A 10418-nucleotide genomic window follows, 5' to 3' on the forward strand; every position below is an offset into this window, starting at 1 on the left:
CCAGCAACTCGTGCTGCCAGAGCGTGTAGTCCCCGTACTGCACCGGCAACGGCTCCCACTGCGGCGCCGCACCCGCACACCGCGCCGCATAGGCGCGGGCGATGTCGGCGGCCAGCGGGCGCAGCGACCAGCCGTCGCCGGTGATGTGGTGGACCACCAGCAGGAGCACGTGCTCCCGGCCGGAGAGGCCGAACAGCTCGGCGCGCAGGGGCAGTTCGGCGGCCAGGTCGAAGGGGTGGCGGGCCGCCCGCTCCAGGGCGGCCGGCAGGCCGTCCTGGTCGGTGGGCGTGACGGTGAGCCGCGGGAGCGCCGCCCCCGGGGCGAGGACGTGCTGGCGCGGCACGCCGTCGCTCTCGGGGAAGACCGTGCGCAGGCTCTCGTGCCGGCCGACCAGGTCGCCGAGTGCGGCACGCAGGGCGTCGCGGTCGAGGGTGCCGGTCAGGCGCAGGGCCAGCGGGATATTGTAGGTGGCGCTCGGACCCTCCATCTTGTGGATGAACCAGAGCCGGCGCTGCGCGAAGGAGAGCGGCATGGCCTCGGGCCGCGGCCTGACGGTCAGGGCCAGCCGGCCCGGTCCGGCCGCGTCGAGCCGGGCGGCGACCCCGGCCGGGGTGGGGGTCTCGAAGAGGGCCCGCAGTTCGAGTTCGACGCCGAAGGCGGCCCGCAGTCGGGCGGCCAGCCGGGTGGCGAGCAGGGAGTGCCCGCCGAGGTCGAAGAAGTCGCCGTCGACGCCGACCCGCGGCAGGCCGAGGACCTGCGCGAACAGGTCGCAGACGATCTGCTCCTGCGGGGTACGCGGGTCGCGGCCACCTCCAGGCAGGGTCGGGTCGGGGGCGGGCAGGGCAGCCCGGTCGAGCTTGCCGTTCGGGGTGAGCGGCAGCCGGTCGAGCGGGACGAAGGCGGCGGGCACCATGTACTCCGGCAGGTGCGCACGGGCGTGCTCGCGCAGGGCGGTGAGCAGCGCGCCGGTGCCGCGCCGGGCGGCCGGGTCGGTGGTCCAAGTGGCGAGCGGGGCGGTGGCGGTGGCCGCTCCGGAGGGGGTGTAGGCGCCGACGGGTGCCGCGCCGTCGGCCGTGCGGTCGCCGCGGACGAGGACGACGTCCACGGCCTCGGGCGCGTGGGTGGCCCAGGTGACGCCGACCCAGTAGCCGAGTTCGGCGCCCAGCCGGTGGAAGGCGTCGGGGTCGACCGGGCCGAGCGGGTCGCCCTCGGTCGGCTGCTCGGGGGTGGGCCGATCGGCAGTGGGCGGCTCGGCGGTCGGCGGCAGTCCGGCGTCCAGGGCGCGGGCGTACCCGAGTTCCTGTGCCACCCGGGCGTTGGGGACCCCGGTGAGGCGCAGCAGTTCGGGCCGTTCGGTGCGCAGGTGGTCGGCGAGCGCAGCGGGGCTGTCCTGGTCCCGACGCCACGGGCGGGTGGGGGCCGCGTCGAGCGGGAGGACGGCGGCGCCCTCCTTGTGCAGGGTGACGTCGTAGCGGTAGCGGGTGAGTTCGTTCTGCGCCGTGCCGTGCTTGAGGCGCAGGTCGGTGCCGGCGATGCCGGGGACGTGGTGGCGCAGCGCGGTGAAGAACTCGGGGTCGACCAGGAGTTCCTTCTCCAGGACCAGGGTGTGCTCGACGGCGCGGCGCAGGGCGGCGGGGTCGCCGAGGTCGGTGGCGCGGGCGACCTGGACGCCGGTGGCGAGGGCGCGCAGCAGGCGGGGGTTGCGGACGTCGCCGACGAACACCGCGCCGCTGGGGGCGAGCAGCCGCAGCGCCCGGTCCAGGACCTGTTCCAGGTAGCCGGCGTTGGGGAAGTACTGGACGACGGAGTTGATCACCACGGTGTCGAAGCGGCCCTCGGGCAGGCCGTCCGTCTCGTGGGCGGCGCAGGTGCGCAGCCGTACCCGGTCGGCGAGGGCCGGGTCGGCGTCGACGTGCCGTTGCAGGGCCTCGATCACGGACGGGGAGAAGTCGGTGCCCCAGTACTCCTCGCAGTCCGGGGCGAGGCGGGAGAGCAGCAGTCCGGTGCCGACGCCGAGTTCGAGGACCCGGCGGGGGCGCAGGGCGCGGATCCGTTCGACGGTGGTGTCGCGCCATTCGTGCATCTCGGCCTGCGGGATCGGGCGGCCGTCGTAGCTGCTGTTCCAGCTGGCGAAGTCCTCGCCGAAGGCTGCGGCGCGGGCGCCGGTGTAGACGGAGTCGTAGAGGTCGCGCCATTCGCCGAGCTGGTCCTGTTCGACCCGGGCGCTGTGGGCGCGGTCGGCGGTGTCGGCGACCACGTAGGCGACCAGGCGGACGTCGCCGGGCCGGTCCTCGCGGGCGAGGACGGCGGCGCGGGCGACGCCGGGGTGCTCGGTGAGGACGGCCTCGATCTCGCCGGGCTCGATCCGGAAGCCGCGCACCTTCACCTGGTCGTCGGCCCGGCCGAGGTACTCCAGTTCGCCGTCGGCGCGGCGGCGGGCGAGGTCGCCGGTGCGGTACATCCTGGCCCCGGGCTCGGTGGCGTACGGGTCGGCGGTGAAGCGCTGCGCGGTCAGCCCGGGGCGGCCGAGGTAGCCGCGGGCCACGCCGGCGCCCGCGAGGTAGAGCTCGCCGGCCACCCCGGGCGGAACGGGTGCGAGCGAGCCGTCGAGGACGTAGGCGCGGGTGTTGGCCAGCGGGCGGCCGATCGGCGGACGGCCGGCCGGGGTGGCGGAGGCGGTGAGCGCGGCGGCGGTCGACCAGACGGTGGTCTCGGTGGGCCCGTACACGTTGTGGAGTTCGCTGCCGAGGGTGCGCAGCGTGTCGGCGAGGGCCGCGGGCAGCGCTTCGCCGCCGACGAGCATCCGCAGTCCGCGCAGGCCCTGCGGGTCGTGGGAGACCAGCAGCTGCCAGAGCGCCGGGGTGGCCTGGAGGGTGGTGACGCCGTGCCGGGCGATCAGGTCGAGCAGGGCGGACGGCTGGGGCACCGCCTCGCGCGGGGCCAGGACGACGGCGGCGCCGGCCAGCAGCGGCAGGTACAGCTCCAGGGCGGCGATGTCGAAGGCGACGGTGGTGACGGCGAGCAGCCGCTCCTCGGGGCGCAGCGGGAGGCGTTCGGTGAAGTCCGCCAGCAGGTTGGCGAGGGCGGCGTGCGGCACGACGACGCCCTTGGGGCGGCCGGTGGAGCCGGAGGTGTGCAGGACGTAGGCGGGGTGGCCGGGGCGCAGCGGGGTGCTGCGGTCGGCGTCGGTGGGGTCGTCGGCGGGGTGGGCGGCGATCCGGGCGGCAGTGCCGGGGTCGTCGAGGACGAGCCGGGTGCCGGGGGTGCCGGGCGGGATCCGGTCGTCGGTCTGCCGGGTGGTGAGCAGCAGGACGGGCCGGGTGTCGTCGAGGACGTGCGCGATCCGGGCGGCAGGGTGGTCGGGGTCGAGCGGGACGTACGCGGCGCCGCTCTTGAGCACGGCGAGCAGGGCGACGACGAGGTCGGCGGTGCGGGGCAGGGCGAGCGCGACGAGGTGCTCGGGGCCGGCGCCGTGGGCGAGGAGGGTGTGGGCGAGCCGGTTGGCGCGGGCGTGGAGTTCGGCGTGGCTGAGGACGGTGTCGCCGGCGACCAGGGCGGGGGCGTCGGGTGTTGCGGCGGCGCGCTCCTGGAGGAGGGCCGGCAGGCAGTCCGGGCGGACGGGCGCGGCGGTGTCGTTCCAGGCGTCGACGGCCCGGTGGTACTCGTCGGCGGTGAGCAGGTCGTGGCCGCCGATCGGCCGGTCGGGGTCGGCGACGACGGCTTCCAGCAGCCGTACCCAGCGTTCGAAGAGGGCGGTGACGGTGGCCGGGTCGTACAGGTCGTCGGCGTATTCGACGGCGCCCTCGATGCCGAGCGGTTCGCCGGCCCCGCCGCGCCGTTCGACGAGGCTGAAGAACAGGTCGAACTTGGCGGTGCCGGTGCGTCCGGGCGCCACCTCGACGCGCAGGCCGGGCAGCTCGAAGACGCCCTCGGGGGCGTTCTGCAGGGCCAGCATCACCTGGAACAGCGGGTGGTGGGCCAGCGAGCGGGTGGGGTTGAGCACCTCGACCAGGTACTCGAACGGCACGTCCTGGTGCGCGTACGCGGCGAGCGAGGTCTCCCGGACCCGGGCGACCAGCTGGGCGAAGGTGGGGTTGCCGGAGAGGTCGGTGCGCAGCACCAGCGAGTTGACGAAGAAGCCGACGAGCTCGTCCAGGGCCTGGTCGGTGCGGCCGGCGATCGGGCTGCCGAGCGGCACGTCCTCGCCGGCGCCCAGCCGGGAGAGCAGCGCGGCCAGTCCGGCCTGGAGGACCATGAACAGGCTGGCGCCGGAGCGGCGGGCGAGGGCGGCTAGTCCGCGGTGGAGTTCGGCGTCGAGCTCCACGGTGACGTAGTCGCCGCGGTAGGACATGACGGCGGGGCGGGGCCGGTCGGTGGGCAGGGCGAGCTGCTCGGGCAGCCCGGCGAGCCGTTCGGACCAGTGGGCGATCTGCTCGGCGAACAGGCTGTCGGGGTCGTCGAGGTCGCCGAGCAGGTCGTGCTGCCAGAGCGTGTAGTCGGCGTACTGCACCGGCAGCGGCTGCCACTGCGGCGCCGCACCGGTGCAGCGCGCCGCGTAGGCGTGGGCGAGGTCGGCGGCCAGCGGGCGCAGCGACCAGCCGTCGCCGGCGATGTGGTGCACGACGACGACGAGCACGTGCGCGTCCTCGGCGAGGGCGAGCAGTTCGGCGTGCAGGGGTGGTTCGGCGGCGAGGTCGAAGGGGTGGCGGGCGGCCCGCAGCAGCCGGTCGGGCAGGTCGGCGGCGGTGGCGGGGGTGCGGTCGAGGGGGAGGTCGACGGCGTCCAGGACCTGCTGGTGGGGGGTGCCGTCGGTCTCGGGGAAGACCGTGCGCAGGCTCTCGTGGCGGGCGGCCACGTCGTGCAGGGCGGCGCGCAGGGCGGCGTGGTCGAGGGTGCCGGTCAGGCGCAGCACCAGCGGGATGTTGTAGGTGGCGCCCGGGCCCTCCATCCGGTGCAGGAACCAGAGGCGGCGCTGGGCGAAGGAGAGCGGCGGGCGGTCGGGGCGCGGGCGGGCGGTGAGGGCGAGCCGGCCGGGGCGGGCGGTGTCCAGGCGGGCGGCGACGTCGGCGGGCGTGGGTGCCTCGAAGAGGGTGCGCAGGCCGAGTTCCACGCCGAACGCGGCGCGCAGCCGGGCGATCAGGCGGGTGGCGAGCAGGGAGTGCCCGCCGAGGTCGAAGAAGTCGTCGTCGACGCCGACCGCGGGCAGGCCGAGGACCTGGCCGAAGAGCTCGCGGACGATCTCCTCCTGCGGGGTGCGGGCGGCCCGCCCGGTGCCGGGCCGGGCGGGGTCGGGGGCGGGCAGGGCGGCCCGGTCGAGCTTGCCGTTCGGGGTGAGCGGCAGCCGCTCCAGCACCACGACGGCCGCGGGCACCATGTGCTCGGGCAGCCGCGTGCGGGCGAACTCCCGTACCTGCTCGGGCCGCAGGCCGTCGGCGCCGGTGAGGTAGGCGACCAGGCGGCGGGGGCCGGGGCCGTCCCGGCGGGCGAGGACGGCGGCGCGGGCGACCTCGGGGTGCTCGGTGAGGACGGCCTCGATCTCGCCGGGCTCGATCCGGAAGCCGCGCACCTTCACCTGGTCGTCGGCCCGGCCGAGGTACTCCAGTTCGCCGTCGGGCCGCCACCGCACGAGGTCGCCGGTGCGGTACATCCTGGCCCCCGGCTCGGCCGCGTACGGGTCGGCGGTGAAGCGCTGCGCGGTCAGCCCGGGGCGGCCGAGGTAGCCGCGGGCGAGGCCCGCTCCGGCCACGTACAGCTCGCCGACCGCACCGGGGGCGGCGAGCCGGAGGGCGCCGTCCAGCACGTAGACCCGGGTGTTGGCGACCGGGCGGCCGATCGGGGCGGGGAGCCGCCAGTCGCCGGGGTCGGCGGGCAGGCGGTGGGCGGTCACCACATGGGTCTCGGTGGGGCCGTAGTGGTTGTGGAGCCGGCGGGCGGGGGCGAGCGGGTGGAAGGCGCGCACCTGCGGGCCCAGCGTCAGCGCCTCGCCCGCCTGGGCGACGGTGCGCAGCGCGGGCAGGGCGAGGCCCTGTTCCAGCGCGGCCTCGGCGACGGCCTCCAGGACGAGGTCGGGGGCGAACAGCTCCTCGACCCGGTGCGCGTCCAGCCAGCGGACCAGCGCCGCGGCGTCGCGCCGGACGTCCTCGGCGGGCACCACCAGGGTCTTGCCGAAGGCGACCGCGGAGAGGATCTCCTGGGCGGAGACGTCGAAGCTGATCGCGGTGAACTGGGCGGTCCTGGTGCCGGCGGCGCCGCCGACCTCCCGGTGGTGCCACTCCAGCAGGTTGAGCAGCGCCCCGGCGGGCATCACGACGCCCTTGGGGCGGCCGGTGGAGCCCGAGGTGTAGATCACGTACGCGGGGTGGCGCGGGTCGAGGGGGGCGGTGCGCTCCGTGTCGGCCAGGTCGCCGGCGGGGAGCGCGGCGAGGGCGGCGGCGGTGCCGGGGTCGTCCGGCAGCAGGACGGGCACCTCGGCACCGGCCGGGACGGACGGCTCGGCACCGGCCGGGACGGACGGCCCGGTGGCCCGGTCGGTCAGCAGCAGGGCGGGCCGGGCGTCCGCCAGCATGTGCGCCAGGCGGGCCGGCGGGTACTCCGGGTCCAGCGGCAGGTAGGCGGCGCCGGCCTTGAGCACCGCCAGCAGGGCGACGACCAGCCGGGGCGAGCGCGGCAGCGCCAGGGCGACCACCGACTCCGGTCCGATCCCCCGGGCGGCGAGCAGCCGGGCGAGCCGGTTGGCCCGCTCGTTCAGCTCCCGGTAGGTGAGCGCGCCCGCCGCGGCCAGGACGGCCGGGGTTTCGGGCACGGCCGCGGCGCGCTCCTGGAGGAGCTGCGCAAGGCTCGCCGCGACGACCGGGGCGGCGGTGGCGTTGCGGGTGGTGAGCAGGTCGTGGCGCTCCTCGGCGGTGAGCAGGTCGAGCCGGCCCACCGGCAGCCCGGGCTCGGCGATCAGCAGCTCGAACAGCCGGACCAGCCGGCCGACGAGGGCCGCGGCCTCGGCCGGTTCGACGAGGTCGGCGCGGAAGTCCAGCCGCAGGTAGAGGCGGGCGCCGGGGGCGGCGACCAGGGTCAGCGGGTAGTGGGTGGCGTCGCGCCCGCGCAGCGGGTCCGGGGTGATCCGCAGGCCCGCGCCGGGGGCGTCCTCCGCACCGTCCCACGGGTAGTTCTCGAACACCACGGCGGTGTCGAACAGTTCCCCCGGTCCGGCGAGCTGGTGGACCCGGGCCAGGCCCAGGTGCTGGTGGGCGGTCAGCCGGGACTGCTCGACCTGCAACCGGACGACGGCCTCCCCGAGCGGTTCGGCCGGATCCAGCCGGACCCGGACGGGCACCGTGTTGATCAGCAGGCCGACCATCGACTCGACGCCGGGCAGCTGCGGGTCGCGCCCCGACACCACGGTGCCGAAGACCACGTCGTCCTGCCCGGTCCGCAGGCCGAGCAGCAGGCCCCAGGCGGCCTGCACCACGCTGCTCGTGGTCACCCCGAGACGGCGTGCGGTCCCGGTGAGCGCGGCGGTCAGCTCCTCGGTCAGCTCCAGGGTGATCCGCTCGGGCAGGGCGCCCGCCCTGCCCGGGTCCACCGGCGCCAGCAGGGTCGGCACGGCACCCGCCAGCGCCTCCCGCCAGGCGTCCTCGGCCGCCGCCCGGTCCTGCCGGGCCAGCCAGCCCAGGTAGTGGCGGTACGGGGTGACCGGGGCCAGCGCGGCGGCGTCCCCGTCGTGCTCGTACAGCGCGAGCAGGTCGCGCACCAGCAGCGGGGTGGACCAGCCGTCGAGCAGGATGTGGTGGGTCGTCATCAGCAGCCGGTGGCGGCCCGGGGCCAGCCGCAGCAGGGTGAAGCGCAGCAGCGGCGGCTCGGCGAGGTCGAAGCGGCGGGCGTGCTCCTTGGCCGCCAGCCGGTCCGCCTCCGCCTCGGCCCGCTCCGCCCCGAGAGCCGACAGGTCGTGCTCCTCCCACGGCGGCTCCACCCGGCGGGGCACCACCTGGACGGGCTGCCCCGAGTCGACCTGCCGGAACCCGGCGCGCAGGTTGGGGTGGCGCTCCACCAGGGCGCCCACCGCCGCGCGCAGCCGGGCCGGCTCCAGCGCCCCGGCCACGTCGAAGACGTGCTGCACGGCGTACACGTCGGTGCTGCCCTGCTCGTACAGCGCGTGGAACAGCAGGCCCTCCTGCATCGGGGAGAGCGGCAGGATGTCTTCCAGTCCGGACGGGTTCACTTCTGGGTCCTCCACGCGGCTTCGAGTTGCTCGATCTCGTCCTGGCTGAGCCCGGCCAGCGGGAAATCCGACGGGGTGTGTCCGCCGGCGCCGGGCCCGGCGGCATGCCGCACCAGGCCCCGCAGCGCCGCGAACCAGTACTCGGCGAGGGTGCGGACGTCCCGCTCCGGCCACAGCTCGGGCACCCACGTCCAGGTCGCGTCCAGCCACGGCCCGTCGGCGCCCTCGCGCACCAGCGAGTTGGCCTCCAGGCCGTGCGCCTGCGCGGTGCCCGGGTCCGTGCCGGCCAGCAGCCCGCCCTCGGGGGCGACCGACCAGCCGGGCAGGCCGGGCGCCAGCGGGGTGCCCGCCGCCGGGAACCGGCCGAGGTAGTTGAACCCCAGCTGCGGAGCGGCCGCACGGTGCTCCGGAGCGGCCGGGCCGGCCAGGGCGGGCCCGTTCTCCGGGCCGAGGTGTCGCAGCAGTCCGTGGCCGATCCCGTGGTCGGGCACCGCGCGCAGCTGCTCCTTGACCCGCTTGACCGCCTGGCCCAGGGCGGCGCCCCCGGCGGTCACCTCGCCCCAGCCGACGGCGCCCGGGTCCAGCCGGACGGGGTACAGCGAGGTGAACCAGCCGACGGTGCGCGAGAGGTCCGCACCCGCGGCGATCTCCTCGCGGCCGTGGCCCTCCACGTCCACCAGCAGGGCACTGTGCCGGCCCCGGCCGCGGCTGCGGCGCCACTGCGCGACCGCCAGGGCGAGGGCGGTCAGCAGCACGTCGTTCACCCCGGCGTGGAAGGCGGCCGGCACACCGGTCAGCAGCGGCCCGGTCACCTCGGGCGGCAGGCCGACCGTCAGGTGGCGGGCGCGGGCGACGGTGTCGCGCCGCGGGTCCAGCGGGCGGGCCGTCAGCAGCGGGTCGGGGGCGGCCGTCTGCGCCGTCCAGAACGCCGCCTCGGCCGCCCGCCCGGGACGCCGGGCCTCCGCCGCCAGCAGCTGCGACCAGCGGCGCAGCGAGGTGCCGGGCGGGTCGAGCGCGGGGGTGCGGCCCGCCGCGACCGCCTCGCAGGCGTGCGCCAGGTCGGGCAGCAGCAGGCGCCACGAGACGCCGTCGACGGCGAGGTGGTGCACCAGCAGCAGCAGACGGGCGGGGTGTGCGGCGGGGGCGGGGTGTGCGGCGGGGGCGGGGTGTGCGGCGGGGGCGGGGTGTGCGGGGTCGGGGGTAGTGGGGTTCGGTTGCTCGGGGGCTGCGGGGTCGAGGGCTGCAGGGTCGAGGGCTGCGGGGTCGAGGGCGACGAGCTGGACGAGCACTCCGCGTTCGGCGTCCAGCCGGGCGGCCGCCGCGTCCGCCTGCGCCCGGACGAACTCCCCGGTGACCGGGCCCCCGTCGGGCGTCCGCACCCGGTGCACCAGGTCGGCGGCCCGGAGCGGGCCCGCCGGGGGCACCTCGATGCGCGGCGCCTCCCCGGCGGGCCGGAGCAGGCGCAGCCGTAGGGCGTCGTGGTGGTCCAGCAGCGCCTGCAGGGCGGCGGCGAGCTGCGCATCGGTCGGGCCGGTCGGCGCCGTCAGCACCATGGCCTGGTGGAAGCGGTTCGCGTCGCCGCCGCGCGCCAGGAACCAGTGGACGATCGGCAGCGGCTCCAGCAGGCCGACCGGCCCGCCGTCCGTGCCCTCGGCGGCGCCGTCCGACGCGGCGGGTTCCTCCTGGGCGGCGAGGGCCAGCCCGGCCACCGTCCGGTGTTCGAAGATGTCGCGGACCGCCAGCCGCAGACCGGCCGAGCGGGCGCGGCCGACAAGCCGGATGGAGACGATGCTGTCGCCGCCGAGGGCGAAGAAGTCCTCGTCCACGCCGATCTCCTCGGCGCCGAGCACCTCGGCGAACAGCCCGCAGAGCACCCGCTCCCGCTCGGTGCGCGGGGCCCGGCCGCCGCCCTGCGGGGCGTCGCCGCGACCGGCCGCACGGTCGGGGGCTGGGAGCGCGGCGCGGTCCAGCTTGCCGTTGGCCGTCAGCGGCAGCGCGTCCAGCCGGACGAAGGCGGACGGCACCAGGTACTCGGGCAGCCGGGTCCGCAGGAAGGCGCCGATCGCCCCGGCCGGGAGGTCGCTGTGCGGGGAGCCGTCGGCCGGGACGAGGTAGGCGACGAGGCGGGTGTCGCCGGGGGTGTCCTGTCGGGCGAGGACGGCGGCCTGCGCGATGTCGGGGTGGCCGGTCAGGACGGCCTCGATCT

The 10418-nt window shown here is 77.0% G+C and carries 2 protein-coding genes; both read right to left on the reverse strand.

Annotated elements, in window-relative coordinates:
• Nucleotides 1–8212, reverse strand: an 8212-nt coding sequence (locus ACWGB8_RS36135; protein ID WP_452217905.1) for an amino acid adenylation domain-containing protein, incomplete at its 3' end; no start/stop codon positions are given.
• The coding region (locus ACWGB8_RS36140; RefSeq protein WP_452217906.1) for a condensation domain-containing protein at nucleotides 8209–10418 on the reverse strand (2210 nt) is incomplete at its 5' end. The genes ACWGB8_RS36140 and ACWGB8_RS36135, both read right to left, overlap by 4 nt.

The sequence above is a fragment of the Kitasatospora sp. NPDC054939 genome (assembly GCF_053610105.1).